The 19,054-nt window shown below is 62.8% G+C and carries 21 protein-coding genes; 9 read left to right on the forward strand and 12 right to left on the reverse strand.

The features are described from left to right. Positions 1-66: 66 nt before the first annotated feature. Entirely contained in the window at positions 67-984 is a 918-nt protein-coding gene (pcaQ, locus tag FHX03_RS16975) for a pca operon transcription factor PcaQ (RefSeq protein ID WP_183777920.1), read from the reverse strand. Between the two features lie 404 nt (positions 985-1,388). On the opposite strand from pcaQ, the gene pcaD reads away from it, so the two are divergent. The 5 genes from pcaD (at position 1,389) to FHX03_RS17000 (ending at position 5,211) form a co-directional block, all read left to right on the forward strand. Continuing rightward, positions 1,389-2,198, forward strand: a complete 810-nt coding sequence (pcaD, locus tag FHX03_RS16980) for a 3-oxoadipate enol-lactonase (protein ID WP_183854670.1) — start codon at positions 1,389-1,391, stop codon at positions 2,196-2,198. Continuing rightward, complete coding sequence (pcaC, locus tag FHX03_RS16985) at positions 2,195-2,596, forward strand: 4-carboxymuconolactone decarboxylase (protein ID WP_183777918.1); 402 nt, start codon at positions 2,195-2,197, stop codon at positions 2,594-2,596. Before pcaD ends, pcaC begins: the two co-directional genes overlap by 4 nt. Positions 2,597-2,605: 9 nt before the next feature. Further along, positions 2,606-3,355 carry a protocatechuate 3,4-dioxygenase subunit beta gene (gene pcaH, locus FHX03_RS16990; RefSeq protein WP_183854671.1) on the forward strand — a complete coding sequence of 250 codons (750 nt, stop codon included), beginning with the start codon at positions 2,606-2,608 and terminating at the stop codon, positions 3,353-3,355. Between the two features lie 2 nt (positions 3,356-3,357). Continuing rightward, on the forward strand, positions 3,358-3,969 hold the full coding sequence (pcaG, locus tag FHX03_RS16995) for a protocatechuate 3,4-dioxygenase subunit alpha (protein ID WP_097625610.1): 612 nt from the start codon (positions 3,358-3,360) through the stop codon (positions 3,967-3,969). A 195-nt stretch (positions 3,970-4,164) separates the two neighbouring features. After that, a complete protein-coding gene (locus FHX03_RS17000; protein ID WP_183854673.1) occupies positions 4,165-5,211 on the forward strand; it encodes a 3-carboxy-cis,cis-muconate cycloisomerase in 1,047 nt (348 codons plus the stop codon). Positions 5,212-5,229: 18 nt separating this feature from the next. On the opposite strand, the gene FHX03_RS17005 is transcribed toward FHX03_RS17000, so the two are convergent. The 7 genes from FHX03_RS17005 to FHX03_RS17035 all read right to left on the reverse strand — a co-directional run bounded on the left by FHX03_RS17005 (position 5,230) and on the right by FHX03_RS17035 (position 10,899). Then, positions 5,230-6,060 carry a shikimate dehydrogenase family protein gene (locus FHX03_RS17005; RefSeq protein ID WP_183777916.1) on the reverse strand — a complete coding sequence of 277 codons (831 nt, stop codon included), beginning with the start codon at positions 6,058-6,060 and terminating at the stop codon, positions 5,230-5,232. A gap of 4 nt (positions 6,061-6,064) precedes the next feature. Next, on the reverse strand, positions 6,065-7,132 hold the full coding sequence (locus FHX03_RS17010; RefSeq protein WP_183854675.1) for a Gfo/Idh/MocA family protein: 1,068 nt from the start codon (positions 7,130-7,132) through the stop codon (positions 6,065-6,067). A gap of 42 nt (positions 7,133-7,174) precedes the next feature. Further along, complete coding sequence (locus FHX03_RS17015; RefSeq protein WP_281413133.1) at positions 7,175-7,939, reverse strand: amino acid ABC transporter ATP-binding protein; 765 nt, start codon at positions 7,937-7,939, stop codon at positions 7,175-7,177. Positions 7,940-7,995: 56 nt separating this feature from the next. Continuing rightward, positions 7,996-8,637: an amino acid ABC transporter permease gene (locus FHX03_RS17020; RefSeq protein ID WP_183854677.1), complete on the reverse strand. Its 642-nt coding sequence runs from the start codon at positions 8,635-8,637 to the stop codon at positions 7,996-7,998. Positions 8,638-8,646: 9 nt separating this feature from the next. Next, positions 8,647-9,315, reverse strand: coding sequence for an amino acid ABC transporter permease (locus FHX03_RS17025; RefSeq protein WP_012555312.1), 669 nt, complete (start codon positions 9,313-9,315; stop codon positions 8,647-8,649). After that, positions 9,312-9,761 (reverse strand): type II 3-dehydroquinate dehydratase, encoded by a 450-nt coding sequence (locus tag FHX03_RS17030; protein WP_097625750.1) that lies wholly within the window; start codon positions 9,759-9,761, stop codon positions 9,312-9,314. Before FHX03_RS17030 ends, FHX03_RS17025 begins: the two co-directional genes overlap by 4 nt. Positions 9,762-10,068: 307 nt before the next feature. Beyond that, on the reverse strand, positions 10,069-10,899 hold the full coding sequence (locus FHX03_RS17035) for a transporter substrate-binding domain-containing protein (protein ID WP_183777912.1): 831 nt from the start codon (positions 10,897-10,899) through the stop codon (positions 10,069-10,071). Between the two features lie 220 nt (positions 10,900-11,119). Between FHX03_RS17035 and FHX03_RS17040 the strand changes: the two genes are divergently transcribed. Next, positions 11,120-13,015, forward strand: coding sequence for a bifunctional sugar phosphate isomerase/epimerase/4-hydroxyphenylpyruvate dioxygenase family protein (locus FHX03_RS17040; RefSeq protein WP_183854679.1), 1,896 nt, complete (start codon positions 11,120-11,122; stop codon positions 13,013-13,015). Positions 13,016-13,040: 25 nt separating this feature from the next. Here FHX03_RS17040 and FHX03_RS17045 read toward each other — a convergent pair whose 3' ends face one another. Beyond that, complete coding sequence (locus tag FHX03_RS17045; protein ID WP_183854681.1) at positions 13,041-13,715, reverse strand: GntR family transcriptional regulator; 675 nt, start codon at positions 13,713-13,715, stop codon at positions 13,041-13,043. Between the two features lie 38 nt (positions 13,716-13,753). Further along, positions 13,754-14,422, reverse strand: a complete 669-nt coding sequence (locus FHX03_RS17050) for a GntR family transcriptional regulator (protein ID WP_054184068.1) — start codon at positions 14,420-14,422, stop codon at positions 13,754-13,756. Between the two features lie 497 nt (positions 14,423-14,919). On the opposite strand from FHX03_RS17050, the gene FHX03_RS17055 reads away from it, so the two are divergent. From FHX03_RS17055 to FHX03_RS17065, 3 genes are all read left to right on the forward strand, one after another. Continuing rightward, positions 14,920-15,750, forward strand: a complete 831-nt coding sequence (locus FHX03_RS17055; RefSeq protein WP_183777908.1) for an MBL fold metallo-hydrolase — start codon at positions 14,920-14,922, stop codon at positions 15,748-15,750. Positions 15,751-15,866: 116 nt separating this feature from the next. Continuing rightward, complete coding sequence (locus FHX03_RS17060) at positions 15,867-16,241, forward strand: GFA family protein (RefSeq protein ID WP_183777907.1); 375 nt, start codon at positions 15,867-15,869, stop codon at positions 16,239-16,241. Further along, the gene (locus tag FHX03_RS17065; RefSeq protein WP_183854682.1) at positions 16,238-17,131 is read left to right on the forward strand and encodes an alpha/beta fold hydrolase; all 894 of its coding nucleotides are present in this window, start codon (positions 16,238-16,240) and stop codon (positions 17,129-17,131) included. The genes FHX03_RS17060 and FHX03_RS17065 overlap by 4 nt, the downstream gene beginning before the upstream one ends. A 33-nt stretch (positions 17,132-17,164) precedes the next feature. Here the strand turns inward: FHX03_RS17065 and FHX03_RS17070 are convergent, their stop codons facing one another. Continuing rightward, positions 17,165-17,917: a polysaccharide deacetylase family protein gene (locus FHX03_RS17070; protein WP_183854684.1), complete on the reverse strand. Its 753-nt coding sequence runs from the start codon at positions 17,915-17,917 to the stop codon at positions 17,165-17,167. After that, positions 17,914-19,008, reverse strand: coding sequence for a glycosyltransferase family 4 protein (locus tag FHX03_RS17075; RefSeq protein WP_183777904.1), 1,095 nt, complete (start codon positions 19,006-19,008; stop codon positions 17,914-17,916). Before FHX03_RS17075 ends, FHX03_RS17070 begins: the two co-directional genes overlap by 4 nt. Positions 19,009-19,054 lie beyond the last annotated feature (46 nt).

A 19,054-nucleotide genomic window follows, 5' to 3' on the forward strand; every position in this document is an offset into this window, starting at 1 on the left:
CTCCTGTCTTGAGTTAGACATAGTCCAAATCTGGGCAATTCACAAGCAGATTTAAAGAGCCGAGGCTCAGGACAGCTCGCCGGCCGCCTCGCGGACCGTCTGCATCAGGATCGATTGCGGCACCGACGGTACGGCATCGGCGCGCATCGTCAGCCCGACCGGCCCTCTAGTCTCGCTGGTATCGACCGGCAGCAGCGCCAGCCGCCCGTCGGCGACGTCATCCGCGACCACGCCGTTGGAAATGATCCAGATCGCGTCGCTTGAGCGCAGGAAGGCTCGGCCGAAGGAATCCGACACCGTCTCGATCTGGTTCGGCAGGCTGGAGACGCCGTTGGCGATGAGGAAATTTTCGACCACCGGCCGGATGATCGACCCCCGCGTCGGCATCAGCACCGTGTAATCGCCGAAACCGGCAAAGGGCGATTGGCCGCCGTCGAGCAGCGGATGGCCGGCGCGCACGGCAAACACCACCTGCTCGGAATAAAGATGCTCGAAGGAAAAGCCCGCCATCTTCTCGGCCCCCGCCAGACGGCCGACGACGATGTCGAGATCGCCGACACGAAGCTGCTCCAGCAGCACGGCGTTCTCGCCGGTGACGATCTTTACCCGGCTCCAGGTCCGCTCTTTGAGGAAGAGTTCCATCGCCCGCGGCATGATGCGCGACGACACTGTCGGCAGGGCGCCGATCCGGATCGGCGGCGCGTCGGCGAATTGCTCCTGCGAGACGGAATCGAGACCCTGGCGCAAAGCCGTCAGCGCCGCCCCGGCGTGCCGCAGAAAGACCTCGCCGTAGCGGGTAATCTTGATGCCGCGGCCGTCACGTTCGAAGACGTCGACACCCAGCGCCTGCTCCAGCTCACGGATCGTCTTCGTCACCGCCGGCTGGCTGACATGCAGCAATTCGGCCGCCTTCATGACGCTCTTCTGCCGCGCCACCTCGACAAAGGTCTGCAGGTGGCGAAACTTGACGCGGCTGTCGATCATCGTTCACATAACTCCAGGGTTATTGAAAGGCCTATAAATATCATTTTACTTAACCTGATCAACCGGTCAGTTTTGCGATTAGGAGTGTGTGCAGTTGGATGGGCTTCAAAGGCGAGCTTGGCGAGAAGCGACCCCCGCCCTCCGTCATCCTCGGGCTTGACCCGAGGATCCATGCCGCGGCTGCCGGTGGGTGTCGCGTGGATGCTCGGGTCAAACCCGAGCATGACGGAGGGCGCCAATGCCCCTCACCCTAACCCTCTCCCCGCAAGCGGGGCGAGGGGACGTGCCAAACGTGGCGTTGAGGTTGACGGAGACGGTGCGGCATATCTCCTTCTCCCCGCTGGCGGGGAGAAGGTGGCGGCAGCCGGATGAGGGGCCGCCCCGGCTGAATTGAGGAGATTGACGTGCAGTTCGCCCGCATAAACGACGTAACGATCCACTATCAGGTCATCGGCGCGCCCGCCGACCGGCCGGTGATCGTCTTTGTCAATTCGCTCGGCACGGATTTCCGCATCTGGCGCGATGTCGTCGTGCGGCTTGCCGGGGATTACGCCATCCTGCTTTACGACAAGCGCGGCCACGGGCTTTCCGATGTCGGCCAGCTCCCCTCGTCGATCGAGGATCATGCGACCGATCTCGCCGGCCTGCTCGATCTGCTTTCGGTCAAGGACGCCGTCATCTTGGGCCTCTCCGTCGGCGGCCTCATCGCCCAGTCGCTCTATCAGCGCCGGCCGGATCTCGTCGGCGCCCTCATCCTCAGCGACACCGCCCACAAGATCGGCACGGCGGAAAGCTGGAATGCCCGCATCGCCGCGGTCGAGAAAAACGGCATCGGCAGCATCGTCGACGCCATCATGGAGCGCTGGTTCACGCCTGCCTTCCGCCGGCCCGAAAACACCGCCTATTCAGGCTATTGCAACATGCTGACGCGCCAGCCGGTCGAAGGTTATATCGCCGCCTGCGAAGCGATCCGCGATGCCGATTTCACCGAAGCGGCCAAGAGGATCGCAGTGCCGACGATCTGCATCGTCGGCGACCAGGACGGCTCGACGCCGCCCGATCTCGTGCTTTCCACAGCGAAGCTGATCCCCGGTGCCCGCTACGAGGTCATTCCAGACTGCGCCCACATTCCCTGCGTCGAGCAGCCGGAAGCGCTGACGGCGATCATCCGCGCCTTCCTGACAACTCTTGCGCCTGGAGAAGCCAACCGATGAACGAGACCGCCTCCTCCGAGCGCTACCGGCAGGGCATGGCGACCCGCCGCGCCGTGCTCGGCGACGCCCATGTCGACCGCGCCGCCGCTGCGGCGACCGAATTCGACCGCCCCTTCCAGGAGCTGATCACCGAAGCCGCCTGGGGCCATGTCTGGTCGCGGCCGGCGCTGAGCAAGCGCGAGCGCTCGATCGTGACCATCGCCCTGCTCGCTGCTCTCGGCCAGGACGACGAGGTCGCCATGCATGTGCGCGCCACCGCCAACACAGGTGCGAGCCGCGAGGATGTCTGCGAGGCGCTCTTGCATGTGGCGATCTATGCCGGCGTTCCCGCCGCCAATCATGCGATCAAGATCGCCAAACAGACCTTTGCACAAATGGACGCCGAAAAGGCGGCCTGAGGGGGAGAAATGTCCGAACTACCGAACCGCAAGCCGGAGACCGGCGCCTTCTTCGCCCGCGACCGTGCCTGGCACGCGCCGGCGCTGACCCCCAGCTACAAAACCTCCGTGCTGCGCGCGCCCCAGCGCGCGCTGCTCTCGCTCGACGGCACGATCTCCGAAACAACGGGCCCGGTCTTCGGCCATTCGATGATTGGTGAGCTCGACAACGACCTGATCCTGAATTATGCGCGGCCCGGCGAAAGCGCCATCGGCGAGCGCATCATCGTCCATGGACGGGTGCTCGACGAGCGCGCCAAGCCGGTTGCGGGCGCCTTGGTCGAATTCTGGCAGGCCAATGCCGGCGGGCGCTACCGCCACAAGAAGGAAAGCTATCTGGCGGCGATCGATCCGAATTTCGGCGGCTGCGGCCGTGCCGTCACCGATGAGGAAGGCCGCTACCATTTCCGCACGGTGCGGCCCGGCGCCTATCCCTGGCCGAATGGGATCAACGACTGGCGCCCGGCGCATATTCACTTCTCGGTTTTCGGCCACGGCTTTGCCCAGCGCCTGATCACCCAGATGTATTTCGAGGGCGATCCGATGATCTGGAAATGTCCGATCGTCGGCACCATCCCCGACAAGGCAGCGATCGAACAGCTGATCGCGCCGCTCGACTGGGGCAACACCATCCCGATGGATTCACGCGCCTATAAATTCGATATCGTGCTGCGCGGCCGCCGCTCGACGATGTTCGAAAACAGGCTGGAGGGCAATTGACCATGCAGCAGCTCGGTTATCTCAAGGAAACCCCGTCGCAGACGGCAGGGCCTTATGTCCATATCGGCCTGACGCCGAATTTCTGCGACATAACGGGTGTCTACGACAGCGATCTCGGCACGGCGATGGTCAACGACAAGACGCTCGGCGAACGCATCACCGTCACCGGCCGCATTCTCGACGGCGCCGGCGCCTTGGTGCGCGATGCCGTCGTCGAGATCTGGCAGGCCGACAGCGCCGGCCTCTATAATAGCCCCTCGGAAATGCGCGGCGCCGCCGATCCCAATTTTACCGGCTGGGGCCGCTGCCCAACCCGCGCTGAAGACGGCGTCTACAGCTTCGAAACCATCAAGCCCGGCCGCGTCCCCTTCAAGGACGGCCGCAGACAAGCCCCGCACATCACCTTTTGGATCGTCGCCCGCGGCATCAATATCGGCCTGCATACGCGCATGTACTTCCCGGAGGAGACGGAAGCCAACGCCGCCGACCCGCTGCTTCAGCGCATCGAACATCGCGAGCGGGTCGCCACCGTGATCGCCACCCGCGACGGCGCCACCTGCCATTTCGACATCTATCTGCAGGGTGCCAACGAGACGGTGTTTTTGGATATTTGAGGGGCTGGCCAGCGGCTTGTACGGAGAGCCCGGCGCCCGTAGCCCCCTCACCCTTCCCTCTCCCCGAGGGGAGAGGGGATGTGCCATACGAGATGACAGCCCATAGGCGCCAGCGCTGCCTCCAAATCCCTTCTCCCCTCGGGGAGAAGGTGGCGGCAGCCGGATGAGGGGGCCACGACCACGAACGAGCAACCCATGACCGCATCGCCCTTCGACCACCCCTTCCTCTCCGGCCTGCTCGGCGACGATGAAATCGCGCCCTATTTCTCCGCCGAGGCCGACATCCGTGCCATGCTCTTCATCGAGGCTGCGTTGGCGAGGGCCGAAGCCGCGCATGGCCTGATCCCCGCCGAAGCCGCAAGGCGGATCGCCGAAATCTGCGCCGCCTTCTCCGCCGATCTGCATCGTCTGCGTGCGGCAACGGCAAGGGACGGCGTCGTCGTTCCAGAGCTTATCAAGCAGCTGCGCGCCAAAGTCGGCGAGGAAGCGGCCAAAAGCCTGCATCTCGGCGCCACCAGCCAGGATGTGATCGACACCAGCCTGATGATCCGCTTGAAGGCGGTGGTCTTCCTGTTTGCCGGCCGGCTTTCCGCCATCGTCGCCGGGCTCGATGAGCTCGATCGCCGGTTCGGCCGCAACCGGCTGATGGGTCATACCCGCATGCAGTCAGCCATCCCGATTTCCGTCAGCGACCGCCTCACTGCGTGGCGCGCGCCATTGGAGATCTATCGCGACCGGCTGACCGAGCAGAGCTTCCCCGTCCAGTTCGGCGGCGCCGCCGGCACCCTCGACAAGCTCGGACCGCAAGGCCCGGCCATCCGCGCCGCGCTCGCCCAGGAACTTGGCCTGACCGATTGCAGGCAATGGCAGAGCGGGCGTCTGCCGATCGCTGATATCGCCGGCCTGTTTGTCTCGATCTCCGGCAGCCTCGGCAAGATCGGCCAGGATATCGCTCTGCTTGCCCAGGCCGGCGGCGAAATCGAAATCGCAGGCGGCGGCACCTCGTCGGCGATGGCGCACAAGCAGAACCCGGTCGCCGCCGAAACCCTGGTCGCGCTCGCCCGCTTCAACGCCACTGCGCTGTCGGGCATCCACCAGTCCCTCGTCCATGAACAGGAACGCTCGGGTGCCGCCTGGACGCTCGAATGGCTGCTGCTGCCGCAAATGACGATGGCGACCGCCGCTTCGCTGCGGCTGGCGGGGGAACTGACAGGCAATATCAAGCGGCTCGGAACTGCCTAAAGCCGCGCGAAACGGGCATCAACCGAGCTTGGCGATGGCCCGCAGATTGTCGGCCGTCGTTGTCGGGAATTCGAAGAATTCAAGATAGGCGGGGATTTGTTCGAACAGCATATCCGTGCCGACCTGAAAGGTGCAACCGCGCGCCCGGGCCGCCTCGAGGAAAGGGGTGATCTCCTTGCTCAACACCACCTCGCCGACGAAGGTCGATGGGGAGATGCGGTCGACATCGATCGGCAGTGGGTCACCCCGCCGCATTCCAAGCGGTGTCGCGTTGACGACGATGTCGAAGCCCGTCGGGTCGAGAGAGCCGATCGTGACGTGGAGGTGGGGGTAATATGTCTTCAACCGGTCGAGCAGCGCCGCCGCGGTCGCCTCGTTGGCGTCGACGATCGCCAGATGGGCGACGCCCGCCTTCGCTAGGGATGCCGCGATCGCCGAGCCGACGCCGCCGGCGCCGACGACCAGCGCATTTGCCCCCTCGACTTTTTTGCCCTTGCGCAGAACTCCCCGCACAAAGCCCTCGCCATCGAACATGTCGCCGATCAGCCTGCCGTTCGGATCGAGACGCACCGCATTGCACGAGCCCGCGACTTTGGCGTTGGTCGAGGCTTCGTCGAGCAGTGCCATCGTCGCAATCTTGTGCGGCATGGTGATGAGCGCGCCGTGAATATTGGAGAGCCGGAAGACAAGCTTCAGGAACGCCGGATAGTCTTCCGGCCTGCAGCCCATCGGCACGACGACCGCATCGATGCCGTTCTTCTCGAAATAGGGATTGTAGATCAGAGGCGCCTTGAAGGACTCGGTGGGGTAGCCGAGGTGGGCGATGAGTTTGGTCGTCCCGGTGATCATGTGGCTAGACTTTCTGGGGATCGGCACAGGCGCCGGCGTCAGAGAGGTGGATCATCTGCCCCGAGCGCGCCGATCTCTTGATCGCTTCGACGACCCTGAGGGTGGCAAGGCCCTCCCGCCCGCTCACGAGAGGTGCTGCTTCGCCGCGAATGACATCGCAAAAATGGCTGAGCTGACGGCAAAGCGGATCGGCGGCTTCGTAAGCCACGCGCTCTTCGGCAAGCGGCTCCAGCCAATCCGGTTTCGCCGTCGCTGTCCAAAGCGTCAGATCGGGAATGCCGAGCGAACCCTTCGTGCCGCCGATCTGGTAGCAATGTCCGGCATAGCGGGGAAATGCAGGATTCTCGCCCGTCGTCGCCTCCCAGCTCCAGGGTGCGGCCACCGCATCGCTGCCGGTCAGCGTGGCGAGAACGCCGTTTGCGAACCGCAATGCGACGACTGATGTATCCTCGACGGCGTGGTGGCGCACGGCGTGCGATTCCATCGCATGCACGGCCTCGACCTCACCGAACAGAAATCGGAACAGGTCGACATCATGGATCAGGTTGACGAAGATCGGGCCGGCGCCGGCTTCCCGCCGCCAGGGGATGTCGAAATAGTCGTCCGGCTTGGCGACCCAGAAGGTGCCGTGCACCGTGACGATCCGCCCAAGCCTGCCGCTGTCGACGATCTGTTTGGCCACCTGGATCATCGGGTTGTGGCGACGATGATGACCGACGAGGAGCGGTATCCCTGCGCTTTCGCCGGCGATCACGAGCGCTGCGGCAGCGTCGACGTCGTCGGCGATCGGTTTTTCGATGAGGACGGGAATGCCGGCGGCGATAATCTCCATCGCATTCTCGACGTGAAGCTGGTTCGGCGTTGCCACGATGACGCCGTCGGGCCTGTCCTCGGGGCCGATGTCCTGGAACGACGGGTACCATTGGATGCCGGCATTGCCGGCGAAATCGCGACCGACTGGGGACGGATCGATCAAGGCGGAGAGAAGCGTTCCGGGCTCGGAGATCACGCGCTCGGCATGGCGTCTGCCGATCAGGCCGGCTCCCATGACTGCAATCTTCAATGGCTTCATCATCGGCTCCAGAATTTGACGAGGTGTCGGCCTTGAAACGGCTTATTTCCGCAGGATTTCTCCGAGAAACTTTCTGGTTCGCTCGTGCCGTGGGTTTGTGAAGAATTCGGTGGGCGGGGCTTCCTCGACGATCGCGCCGCTCGCCATAAAGATCACCCGATCGGCGACCTGGCGGGCAAAGCCCATCTCGTGGGTGACGCAGATCATCGTCATGCCCTCGTCGGCCAGCGCGATCATCGTATCCAGCACCTCCTTGACCATCTCCGGGTCGAGCGCCGAGTTCGGCTCATCGAACAGCATCACTTTCGGCCGCATGCAGAGCGCGCGCGCGATGGCGACGCGCTGCTGCTGGCCTCCCGAGAGCTGGACCGGATATTTGTCGGCCTGTTCCAGGATCTTGACCCGCTCAAGCAGCCCGCGCGCCCGGTCCTCGGCCTCCGCCCTGCCGACGCCGATCGCCTTCATCGGCGCCAGCATGCAGTTCTGCAGCACGGTCAGATGCGGAAACAGATTGAACTGCTGGAAGACCATGCCGACCTCCCGGCGGATGGCGTCGATGGTCTTGGCCTGGTCGCTGAGAACGATGCCGCCAACCCGGATCTCGCCCTTCTGGTAGGTCTCGAGATGGTTGATACAGCGGATGAGCGTCGATTTTCCGCTGCCGGAAGGCCCGCACAGGACGATCCTCTCGCCGCTGCGCACCGTCATGTTGATGTCGTGAAGGGCTTGAAACGAGCCGTACCACTTTTCCACCTGCGCCATGGCGATCATGGTTTCCGCGGCCTGGGCGGGAATGGGGCTGGTCATCGGTAGAACTCCACAATTGGCGGGCAAGGCCGCATCGAAGAACAAGGGGATGCGGATCAGCGCGCGGAAGCGGCAAACTTTCGCTCGAGGTGCGCGCCAAGGATCGTCAGCGGGCAGCACATCAGGAAGTACAGGATGCCGACGACGCCGAAGACCGTCAGCGGTTGGAAAATCTGGTTGGAGATGATGTTGCCGGCCCGCGTCAGCTCGGTGAAGCCGACGATCGAGGCAAGCGAAGTGCCTTTGATCAGCTGCACCAGGAAGCCTATCGTCGCAGGCAGCGAGATGCGCAGCGCCTGCGGCAGGATGACATCCCTCATGCGGGAGACGTATCTGAGGCTGAGCGCCTTTGCCGCTTCCGTCTGGCCGCGCGGAACCGCTTCGATCGATCCGCGCCAGATCTCGCCGAGATAGGCGCTGGCATGCAGCGTCAGGCCGATCGCGACGGCCACCCAGGCATCGAGCATCAGCCCGAGCAGGGCCAGGCCGTAATAGACCACGAAAAGCTGCATCAGAAGCGGTGTTCCCTGGAAGACGGCGATATAGCCGGCGGTCAGGCGTTCCAAGAGCGGGTTGCCCGAGACGCGGGCGAGAGCGACGCCGAGCCCGGCAATGCAGCCGCAGACAAAGCCGACGGCGGAAAGAAGCACGGTCCATTTCAGACCGATCAGGAGGAAGACGAACTCGTCGTGACCCATGGAATCCTCCTACTTGACGGGATATTTGAAGTAGCGGGCGGAAAACGCCGCAAATAGGCGCATCATCACCCAGGAAATCACGAAATAGAAAAGCGTGACCGTGAAGTAGACCTCGAAGCTCCGGAAGCTCTCCGATTCGATGCGCTGGGAAACGGAGGTCAGCTCATAGGCCGAGATCGCCGAGGCGATGCTGGTGGTCAGCGTCAACAGCACGAACTGGCTGGTCAGCGACGGATAGATCGCCCGCAATGCCGGCTTGAGGATGATCAGCCGGAAGACCTGCGCCTTGTGCAGGCCAAGCGCCAGGCCGGCTTCCATCTGCCCCTTCGGGATCGATTGGACGCCGCCGCGAATGATCTCGATCGCGTAGGCGCCGCCGTTGATGCCGAGCGCGATGATCGCCGTCGGCGTCGGATCCAGCCGGATGCCGGTGAGCGGAAGCGCGAAATAGATGAAGAAGATCTGCACCAGGAACGGCGTGTTGCGGATCAGTTCGACGAAGGCGATGACCAGCCACCGCAAGGGTTTGAGCGCGGAATCGCGCAGGGCAACCCCGCCGATCCCGATGACGATCGCCAGCAGCATTCCGCAAATGGCAAGCAGGAAGGTCCCGAGACAGCCGAGCAGAAGGCTCGGCAGCCCATCGATGACAGGGGTGAAATCCAGCTTGTAATTCATGCTTTCGCTGCTCCCGCCATGTCGGCCATTGCTTCGATGGCAAGCTCATAACCGCGGGCGCCGAAGCCGATCATGATGGCGGTGGCGACGCGCGAGATCAGCGAATTGTGGTAGATGCTTTCGCGCGCATGAACATTCGAGATGTGCAGCTCGATCTTCGGCGGATCGAACATCTTCAGCGCATCGAGAAGGGCGATCGAGGTGAAGGTATAGCCGGCCGGATTGATGATGATGCCGCAGGCTTCTTTGCGGGCCTGATGCACGCTTTCCACAAGCTCGCCCTCGAAATTGGTCTGGCGGAAGTCGACGGCAAAGCCGAGGCTCTCAGCCTTTGCCAGGCACCTGTCCCTGATATCGGCCAGCGTCGTCGAGCCATAGATCGCGGGCTCGCGCTCCCCCAGCAGGTTGAGATTCGGTCCGTTGAGCACAAAAATGGTTCTGGTCATGTCGCGCACCTCAAACGGGCCGGGCCACAAGCATGGCGGTTGTGTTGACGGGCATGGCTGCCAGCCTTCATGGATAAGATTCGTCTGGAGACGGCCGCCTGCCCCTCATCCGGCTGCCGCCACCGACCGGGGTCGAGCCGCGGGTCTCGACCCGTCCTTCGGACCCCCGTAAACGGGGCGAAGGGGATATGCCGCATCCTCTCAATCCCTCACCAGCGTTTCGTGAGGCAAGTCCCCTCGCCCCGTTTACGGGGAGAGGGTTAGGGTGAGGGGCAATCGGCAGCCACCGACGCAAACCGACGCTCGCTCAGTTCGCCGCGAACGGAATGCCTTCAAGCTTTTCCGGGAATTCCGGGACCGGCACCTTCATCCACTTGTCGTAGACGGCCTTGAGATCGCCGTTTGTCTTGATCTTGTCGATGAAGCTGTTCAGCGCCGCATTGATTTCCTTCTCGCCGAGACGCGTGCAGGCGCCGTTGTAGAGCTTCTGGAATTCAAGCTTGTTTTCGAATTCGCCCGGGCGCGCCTTGTTCACCCGGTCCATGTAGAAGATGTTGCCGCCCAGCGTATCGACCTGGCCGGAAACCAGGGCCTGAACGCTCGCAGCGTCTCCGTCATAGCGCCGGATCGTCGTGCCCTCAGGCGCGTTCTTCGTCACCTGCGTATCCTGCGCTGCACCCTTGGCGACGCCGACGCTGAACTTGGCCATGTCGGCATTCGTCTTGATCTCCGCCGATTTGGGACCGATCAGGACGATGGCATTGGCCACATAGGGCTTGCTGAACTGCACGGCCTTTGCGCGATCCGGCAGCATTGCCATGGTCGCGAACAGAACGTCGACACGCCCCGCCGTCAGCGCCGGAATGCGGTTGTTGACTTCGAGCGGCACGAACTCGACGGAAACGCCCAGTTCCTTGGCGAACAGCGTGGCGATGTCGGCGTCGAGGCCGTCCTGCTTACCGCCGCTGGTCACAAAGCCCCAGGGCGGGTTGTCGCCTTGAATTCCGACAATGATCTTACCGCGGGCCTTGATTTCGTCGGGCGTGATGGCGGCGGCCGGTTGCGCCAAGGTGACGGCAGCCACCAGGGCCGCGGCTCCGAGTATCGCGTTTCGACGCGTCAGCATAGATTTGAACATTATGTTTCCTCCTCTTTGGCGGTCGTTCGACCGGACAGCCACCTCACCTTTTGACTGTGGGAAGAATGATTGCCAGAGACGAACGTGTAAATCAACAGAGTTTTTTAAAATCATATGAGATTTTATAATGCATCAATCTATTTGAATTCCTCAAGAGATTAGCGATAATAGGTGAGAGCGATTTTTCGCAGCTGGCGGTGGATACCGAAAGGGCTTTGACATGAAGACCTCGATTGCGACTGTGACGATCAGCGGCGAACTGCCGGAGAAGCTCGAGGCGATCGCCCGGGCGGGCTTCGACGGCGTCGAAATCTTCGAGAACGATTTCCTGGCCTTCGACGGAAGCCCGGCCGATGTCGGTAAACTGGTGCGCGACCATGGACTGGAGATTACGCTGTTCCAGCCGTTTCGCGACTTCGAGGGCATGCCGGAGCCGCTTAGAAGCCGCACTTTCGACCGTGCCGAACGGAAGTTCGACGTGATGCAGCAGCTTGGAACGGATCTGGTGCTGGTCTGCTCGAACGTCTCGCCGGCCGCCATCGGCGGCATCGACCGGGCGGCCGAGGATTTCCGGGAGCTCGGCGAACGAGCCGCCCGGCGTGGTCTGAGGGTGGGCTACGAGGCGCTCGCCTGGGGTCGCCATATCAGCGACCACCGCGACGCCTGGGAGATCGTGCGGCGCGCCGATCATCCGAATGTCGGCCTCATCCTGGACAGTTTCCACACCTTGTCACGCAAGATCGACGTCAACTCGATCCGCTCGATTCCGAAAGAGAAGATCTTTATCGTCCAGCTTGCCGATGCGCCGCTGATCGACATGGACCTACTCTACTGGAGCCGCCACTTCCGCAATATGCCTGGCGAAGGAGACCTTCCCGTCACGGCCTTTACCGAAGCTGTCGCCGCCACAGGTTATGATGGCTATTTCTCCCTGGAGATTTTCAACGACCAGTTTCGAGGCGGCCTGTCGCGGCCGATCGCCGCCGATGGCCACCGCTCGCTGATCTATCTCGGCGATCAGGTGCGCCGCCATCTCGGCTCTGGCAGCATGACCGGGGCGGCGATGCCGGAACGGGCGGCCGTCAAGGGCGTCGGCTTCGTGGAGTTTGCCACGGACGAACAGGATGAAGTCGAACTGGTGGCCTTGCTGCGCACCCTCGGCTTCAAACAGACCGCCGTCCACCGCACCAAGAAAGTCTCGCTGTTCGAGCAGGGCGAGATCCGCATCCTCGTCAATGTCGATCAAGCGGGATTTGCCAATGCGGCCTATGCCGTACATGGAACGTTTGCCTATGCCATGGCGCTGGTCGTCGACGATGCCGCAATGGCTTTTGCGCGTGCGCTTGCTCTCGATGCCGAGCCCTTTGCCCAGCCGGTGGCGGAGGGTGAACTCGAGCTGCCCGCCATTCGGGGCGTCGGCGGCGGCATCGTCTATCTGATCGACGACAAGAGCGCTCTCGGCCGCTTTTCCGAAATCGACTTTCGCCCGGTCACCGACGACACCGCCACGGCGTCTGCCGGCCTTCTCCGCGTCGACCACGTCGCCCAGACGGTCGGCTATGATGAAATGCTCACCTGGCTTTTATTCTATACGTCGATCTTCGAGACCCATAAGACCCCGATGGTCGACATCATCGATCCAGCCGGGGTGGTGCGCAGCCAGGTCGTCGAGAACCAGTCGGGCGGGCTGCGCATCACTATGAACGGAGCCGAAAACCGCCGCACCCTGGCCGGACATTTCATTGCCGAGAAGTTCGGCTCCGGCATCCAACACCTGGCATTTTCGACCGACGACATCTTTGCAACCGCCGAAAAACTTCGCAGCTGCGGTTTCAGTTCCCTGCATATTTCGCCGAACTATTACGAAGACGTCGAAGCCCGCTTCGGGCTCGATCCCGTCATGACCGAGCGGCTGAAAGCGGAGAACATCCTCTATGACCGGGACGAGCACGGCGAGTATTTCCAGCTCTACAGCGGCACCTATGGAGAGGGTTTCTTTTTCGAGATCGTTGAGCGCCGTGGTTATCGCGGCTATGGCGCGCCGAACGCAATTTTCCGGATCGCCGCGCTGAAAAGACAGATGCGCCCGGAGGGAATTCCGAAAGACGTCGATTAATTTCCTGGCTTCAAAGCGATGCGCTCTAGAGAATGCGGCCGCTCTTCAGCACATGTTCGACGCCGCTATGGACGTGCCGTTTGACCACCTCGGTCGCACCGGCGACGTCACGCTGAATGGAAAGTTCGAACAACAGCCGGTGGTCGTCGACGACAGGTTTTCCGCGAAAGCTTTCGGCCAGCATATGATAACGGAGAAAGCGGTCGAAGACCGACGACAGGGTCGCCATCAACGTCTCTGAATTGCAGGCCGAGACAATTGCCTGATGGAACTCCCAATCATATCGAACCCAGTCGACCGTGCGCGAGGTGTCGCCCGCCAGCAGCTTGCGCTCCGCGGCAGCCAGGCGGTGATGGGCCGCGACGATGCGCCCTTCCCATTCGAGATTTCCCGCAGCGAATGCAAGGCCGATCGCATGCGTTTCAAGAACGATCCTCAGATCGGCAAGCTCCAGCAGCTCGCGGCGCGAAGCCGGGCTGACTTCGAAACCACGCTGCCCTTCGGCCAGAACAAGGTCTTCCGTGGTCAGGCGGCTCAGAATTTCGCGCAGCGACGAAATGCCGATGGAGTAGCGCTCCTTTGCCTGCTCCAGCTTGATCTTCGCCCCCGGCGGCAATACCCCCGAGATGATATCCTCGCGGATCTGCCGGAAAACGACATCGCTTACCGTTTCAGCCGGGTCGTGGATCTGTTTGAGCATGGCTCTTCCTGATGTTATGGCCCGGCGAGCATCCGTCGTCATTTCAACGTCCCCCGCGCCAAAGCATGCTCGACCCCGCCTTGAATGTGGAAGGCAAGCACCCGCTTGGCGGTCTCCGCATCCCGCCGCAAGGCCGCATCCAAAAGCTGTTGATGTTCTTCGGCGGCGACATCGCCCCGGTAGGACAGGGCGACCATCTGATATCTCAGATATTTGTCGAAGATGACCGAATGGGTCTGCATCAGCAGTTTCGATCCGCAGGCCGAAATCAGCGCCTGGTGGAACTCCCAGTCGTAACGCTTCCAGTCCTCGGCCCTGCTGGTATCGCCGGATGACATGACCTGCTCCATCCGCGCCAGTTTGTAGTGGGCCGCAACCAGCGGCGCCTCCCATTCCACGTCGCCACGCGCAAGGGACTGCTCCAAGGCATGGCTCTCAAGGAGCAGTCTCATCGCCGCCGTCTCCTTGAGGTCGGAAACCGACACCGGGGAGACTTCGAACCCCTTCTGTCCTTCGGCAACGACAAGCCCTTCGGAGGAGAGCCGGTTCAGCACCTCCCGCAGCGTACTGATGCTGGTCTCGTAGGACTCCTTCAGGCTTTCCAGCTTGAGCTTTTGGGCGGGCGCCAGCCGCCCGAAAATAATGTCAGCCCGAATGCGCCGGTAACTGCTCTCGGCGATGGTCTCGTTTACGACAGGCTGCAGCATTACCGAATCTCTTATATTTTTCGTATCATCAGATATATCGCTTTTCGGCGATAGCGATCAAGGAAACATTCGTGCCGCGGCGTGCACAATTTTCTCAGAGGATGCTATTTTCTGCCGAGATTGACCCTGGATGTAAATCCGGCCCCGCCGCAGCCGTGCATGCCTTGCCTTTCGGCCGCCTAGAGAGTTTTAGCGCAAGCGGGTGACAGCGGAATCAGGGTCGGATGGGCGGCAATTGTTTTTTCGATCGCGCGCAACCATCTAATAGGCATGATTTACGGGAAAATGTCCCCGCCCCAACAGCACGTTTACCGAAAACCAACCATACTGGGTTGCTTTCCGAGGCGAAAGCCGATTGCTTAGGAAAATCTACTTCTTCTTCCGCTAGCGGTTAGGAGAATGAAAGGGGACACAGGCAAACCCGTGGAATTCTGCTGCTTCGCATCGGGATAAACTATGTTTACGATGGCGGTGCGGGAAGGCCGGTTTGAAGAACGATGACGACAGAACTGTTTCAGGTAAAATTTTGGGGCGTCCGCGGCAGTATTCCCGTTTCGGGCCCCGAATTCGACCGCTACGGCGGTAACACTTCCTGCATCGAAATTCGCTGCGGAGAACACAGGATGATCTTCGACGCCGGCTCCGGCCTGCGCGAGGCGGGGCTGTCGTTGCTCGCCGACGGCGTCAGCGATGTCGACCTGTTCTTCAGCCACTGCCACTACGACCACATCATCGGCCTGCCTTTTTTCAAGGCGATCTATTACCCCTCGATCAACGTCAACATCTGGTCCGGCCATCTCGACGGCAAGATGAGCACGCGTGAGATGGTCGAGCAGTTCATCAGCCCGCCCTGGTTTCCTGTGAAGACCGATATCTGTCAGGCGACGATGAACTTCCGCGACTTCCATCCCGGCCAGGCGCTGACGCCTCACGAAGGCATCGAGATCAAGACCTTCATGCTCAACCATCCGGGCGGCGCCATCGGCTACCGCATCGAATGGCAGGGCCGGTCGGTCGCTCTGATCTACGATATCGAGCATATTCCCGGCAGCCACGACCCGGTCTCGCTGGAGATGATGAAGGACGCCGATCTCGTCGTCTACGACTGCACCTACAATGAAGACGAGATGCAGCGTTTCAAGGGCTTCGGCCATTCGACCTGGCAGCACGGCACCGAGCTGGCAAAGATCGCCGGCGCCAAACGCTTCGCCCTCTTCCACCACGCCCCCTCGCGCACCGACGAACAGCTGGCGCAGATGGAAGCCCAGGCGCAGGCCGCCTTCCCAGAATCCTTTGCCGCCCGCGACAATCAGACCGTGGTGATCTGACAGGCTGCAGGCCGCTTTCGCCGGCCGCAGTCGGTCGCGCTTGAGCTTGCTACGGAACCGATCCCGAGCCGGACCGTTTTCTCGGCATCGCAAGATCCTCGAAACGGGTGTCAGCCATGACCGTACTTTCCGGACAATGCCTATGCGGGCAGGTGCGCATCTCTGTTGCCGGCGAACCCAGCCGCGTTGGGATCTGCCATTGCATGGACTGCCGGAAGGAAAGTGGTTCGGCCTTCACCTTCTATGGGATCTGGCCCGCCGGCCAATTCGAACATGCGGGGGAAACCGGCGCGTTCCAAGGCCGGCATTTCTGCACCGGCTGCGGTTCGCGACTGTTTTCCGTCGATGACGAAGAGGCGGAAATCAAGCTTGGCATTCTCTCCGATGCGCCGACGCCGCTCGTGCCGCGCTACGAACTCTGGATCAAGCGCCGGGAAGCGTGGCTGCGGCCGGTCGAGGGCGCCGAACAGTTTGAGGAAGACCGAAAGTGAGCGCCGCCGGAGACGCTCCGACAGCGACCCTCGTCCGGCATCGCCGGATCACCGTTGCCGGCGTCGAGACGTTTTATCGCGAAGCCGGAAGACGCGATGCGCCTGTCTTGCTGCTGCCGCATGGATATCCCTGCTCCTCCTATGAATTCCGCAATCTCATGCCGCGCCTGGCTGACCGCTGGCGGTTGATTGCGCCGGACTTCCCCGGTGCCGGCTATAGCGGCACGCCCGACGATTTCGACTACAGCTTCGATGGCTACGCCGCCTGGCTGGAGGCTTTCGTCGACGTGCTGGAGATCGACCGCTTCGCCCTTTACCTCCACGATTTCGGCTCGCCCATCGGTGCGCGACTGGCCATCAAAGATCCCAGGCGCATCGTGGCGCTGATCATCCAGAACGGCGATATTCCCTACGAGGATGCGCTCGGGCCGAAATATGCGGATATCGAGGCGACGTGGTCGCTGCCGCGATCGGAGATGAGGAAGATGCTGGCCGAGGCGATCAGCAAGGAGACCTTCAAGGAGGAATTCCTCAACGACCTGCCGCCGCCTCTGGCCGCCGCCATCCCGCCGGATCTCTGGACGCTGCACTGGTCGCTGATGACGCCGCGGCGCAAGGAAATCGCCATCGACCTGATCGCCGGGCTGAAAGAGAACCGGGCGTGGTTTCCGCAGCATCGGGCATACCTCAGGGAAAACCGGCCTCCGGCCTTGATCGTCTGGGGTCCCAACGACCACTACATGCCGGAACAATCGGCGCGCGCCTATCTCCACGATCTGCCGGATGCGGAACTGCATCTGCTCGGCGGCGGCCACTGGCTGCTCGAGACGCATCTCGATGAGGTCACCGCACTGATGCGAGATTTCCTCGGGCGCGTTCATCCCAGTTGATCGGCCAACTGATCGGCCATCGACCGGCAAGCCTCACGGCTTGAGAAGTGCCGATGCCGCCGACCAGTGGACGGCGGGATGCCGTCCCGTTGCGGCAAACAAGGCCGACAGGAAATCCCAGGCGGCGGCGTCGTGCACCAGATGGTGGGTGAGCACGCCGATCGGTTCGTCGCTGCCGGCAAACCGGTCGCGCAATTCCGCCACCAACTCGGCCACCAGCTCCGCCTCGCTCCGTCCGCCGCGGGTGCCGTGCCAGTCGATGATGTCGACATGGGTGTTGAGAAGCGGTATCGGCCCGCCCTGCCTTGCCCGCCCATAGACCGAAAGCGCTGCGAAGCCGAGATCCGGCAGCGCCGGGATGAGGGTGGCGTCGATCCGGTTCCACGGCGGCACCAGCACCGGCAGGAAACGGGCCGGATGGAGCCGCTGCAGCAGCCGGAACCCGTCACCCAGCTCGCCGAGCACGATCTCCGCCGGCCGGTCACTGCCAAGCTCCTGCTTCTTCCGCTCCGGACCCGCATGGTTGCTATGCGACCAGCCATGCACGGCAACCGTCACGCCGGCCTCTGCCGCCAGCCGCGCCGCCAATGCCTCGCCCGTCAGGCCAGGAATGACGGCCAGCGTCAGGGGCACCTTGCTTTCGCCGGTTAACGCCAGCAGCCTCTCCAGATCAGGCGTCGGCTCGATCGCATCGTCGTCGCGCAGCCACAAGCGGGCCACACGGCCGGCGGCCTGCCAGCGGTCGAGCTCACGGCGCAGCGGCTCCCAGCTCGTCATGTCGGTCATCGCCTTACTCCTGTTGCCGCATTGGCTCGCAAAATTCCGTCCAGCCGCTCGGCCGCCATCGCCAGCGAGCGCTGGCCGAGCACGAAGCGGCGCGCCGCCTGGCCCATGGCGTCGCGCCTCTCCCCATCGTCCAGCAGGGCAGCCACGGCCGCGGCATAGGCGGCGACATCACCATCCGGCGTCAGCAGGCCGGTCACCCCCGCTTCGACCACGGCGGGCACCCCCGCCGTCTCCTGCGCGACGACGGGCAGGCCGGCGGCCTGGGCTTCCAGATAGGCAAGGCCGTAAGCCTCGCCGCAGCCCGGCCAGACATAGATGCCGCCGCGCCCGAGCAGACCGGCGATTTCGGCCGCATCCCGCTCGCCCAGCCATTCGATGCGGCGGGCGGGAAAGGCGGAAAACAGCGCCTCCACCTCGTGCCGCATCGGGCCATCGCCGATGACGGCAAGCGTCCAGGGCCGGTCTTCGATCAGCCGCAACGCTTTTGCCAGCATGGCATAACTTGCCATCTTGTCGCCGGCCCGCATCATCGCCACCGTCATCAGCCGCAGCGGATCGGGGGCCGGCGACACCCTCTCGAACAGCGCCGTGTCGATGAAGGGTTTCAGGCCGGCAAGCCGCGCCTGCGGAAAGGCGGCCGAAAGGCCCGCCTGGTCGCGTTCGGTGAAGCTGATACTGACGGCCGCCTGCAGGATCGCCTCGCCCACGCGTTTCTGCACGCCTGCCCAGCCGGTGCTATCGCGTTTCGCCGCATAGGACGCCTCGGCTGTGACATAGGGGATGGCGAATTCGGCGGAGATCACCGGCCCGAACGGGTCGGGCGATTTGTAATACGGGTGATAGCAGAACCAGAGTTCGGGTCGCGGCGTGGATGTCCATTTTTGCCGCAGCCGCTGCAGTTCGGCACCGATCGCCGGTTCGAGGTCGGCTGCCGCTTCCGGTGTCGCGGCATGGGTGCGGAATTCGGAGACGACCTCGACCTCGTGCCCGGCCATTTCAAGCGCCCGGATCAGCAGCCGCGCCATCAGCCGGTCGCCCGACGGCACCGGATGGTTCGGCGATTTCATCGGCGCGTAAAAAGCCACCCGCATGCACAACCCTCATATGAAGACACAGTGTTTCCGGCCGTCATGCCCG

It is taken from the genome of Rhizobium sp. BK456 (assembly GCF_014194045.1).
Taxonomy (GTDB): domain Bacteria; phylum Pseudomonadota; class Alphaproteobacteria; order Rhizobiales; family Rhizobiaceae; genus Rhizobium; species Rhizobium redzepovicii.

Coding starts and splice junctions, on each gene's coding strand:
- FHX03_RS17045 (WP_183854681.1), bottom strand. CDS start 13,715: ATGCTCAAACAGATCCACGACCCGGCTGAAACGGTAAGCGATGTCGTT.
- FHX03_RS17025 (WP_012555312.1), bottom strand. CDS start 9,315: ATGAATTACAAGCTGGATTTCACCCCTGTCATCGATGGGCTGCCGAGC.
- FHX03_RS17070 (WP_183854684.1), bottom strand. CDS start 17,917: ATGACCGACATGACGAGCTGGGAGCCGCTGCGCCGTGAGCTCGACCGC.
- FHX03_RS17005 (WP_183777916.1), bottom strand. CDS start 6,060: ATGATCACCGGGACGACCAAACTCATCGCCCACCTCGGCTACCCCACC.
- pcaC (WP_183777918.1), top strand. CDS start 2,195: ATGAACGAGACCGCCTCCTCCGAGCGCTACCGGCAGGGCATGGCGACC.
- FHX03_RS17075 (WP_183777904.1), bottom strand. CDS start 19,008: ATGCGGGTGGCTTTTTACGCGCCGATGAAATCGCCGAACCATCCGGTG.
- FHX03_RS17035 (WP_183777912.1), bottom strand. CDS start 10,899: ATGTTCAAATCTATGCTGACGCGTCGAAACGCGATACTCGGAGCCGCG.
- pcaH (WP_183854671.1), top strand. CDS start 2,606: ATGTCCGAACTACCGAACCGCAAGCCGGAGACCGGCGCCTTCTTCGCC.
- FHX03_RS17015 (WP_281413133.1), bottom strand. CDS start 7,939: ATGACCAGCCCCATTCCCGCCCAGGCCGCGGAAACCATGATCGCCATG.
- pcaQ (WP_183777920.1), bottom strand. CDS start 984: ATGATCGACAGCCGCGTCAAGTTTCGCCACCTGCAGACCTTTGTCGAG.
- FHX03_RS17030 (WP_097625750.1), bottom strand. CDS start 9,761: ATGACCAGAACCATTTTTGTGCTCAACGGACCGAATCTCAACCTGCTG.
- FHX03_RS17000 (WP_183854673.1), top strand. CDS start 4,165: ATGACCGCATCGCCCTTCGACCACCCCTTCCTCTCCGGCCTGCTCGGC.
- FHX03_RS17010 (WP_183854675.1), bottom strand. CDS start 7,132: ATGAAGCCATTGAAGATTGCAGTCATGGGAGCCGGCCTGATCGGCAGA.
- FHX03_RS17055 (WP_183777908.1), top strand. CDS start 14,920: ATGACGACAGAACTGTTTCAGGTAAAATTTTGGGGCGTCCGCGGCAGT.
- FHX03_RS17040 (WP_183854679.1), top strand. CDS start 11,120: ATGAAGACCTCGATTGCGACTGTGACGATCAGCGGCGAACTGCCGGAG.
- FHX03_RS17050 (WP_054184068.1), bottom strand. CDS start 14,422: ATGCTGCAGCCTGTCGTAAACGAGACCATCGCCGAGAGCAGTTACCGG.
- pcaG (WP_097625610.1), top strand. CDS start 3,358: ATGCAGCAGCTCGGTTATCTCAAGGAAACCCCGTCGCAGACGGCAGGG.
- FHX03_RS17020 (WP_183854677.1), bottom strand. CDS start 8,637: ATGGGTCACGACGAGTTCGTCTTCCTCCTGATCGGTCTGAAATGGACC.
- FHX03_RS17060 (WP_183777907.1), top strand. CDS start 15,867: ATGACCGTACTTTCCGGACAATGCCTATGCGGGCAGGTGCGCATCTCT.